Annotated in this window: 1 protein-coding gene; it reads left to right on the top strand. The window is 66.5% G+C overall.

Going from position 1 to position 257, the window contains the following annotated elements:
* On the top strand, positions 1-194 hold a 194-nt coding region (locus tag AC0L2B_RS00065; protein ID WP_473743612.1), incomplete at its 5' end, for a tyrosine-type recombinase/integrase.
* Positions 195-257: the final 63 nt, after the last annotated feature.

Below are 257 nucleotides of genomic sequence, written 5' to 3'. Positions count from 1 at the left end.
TGCGCCACAGCTTCGCCACCCACCTGCTGGAGGACGGCACCGACATCCGGATCATCCAGGTCCTGCTCGGGCACGCCAAGCTAAATAGCACCGCCTTCTACACCAAGGTTGCAACCCGCACGGTGCGCACCGTCACGAGCCCGCTCGACAAGCTTGGCCTCTTCAAGCCGGAAGAGATCTCACCCGACGGCTGAGCGTGCGCGCCTCGATCGAGGTTGCCGACATCTTCCGCAGCGCGGGGCCCGCCTACCGGGCCG

The sequence above is a fragment of the Mesorhizobium sp. WSM4815 genome (assembly GCF_055811575.1).
The sequence above is the reverse complement of the archived record's forward strand: the minus strand, read 5'-3'. Positions and strand labels throughout refer to the sequence as shown.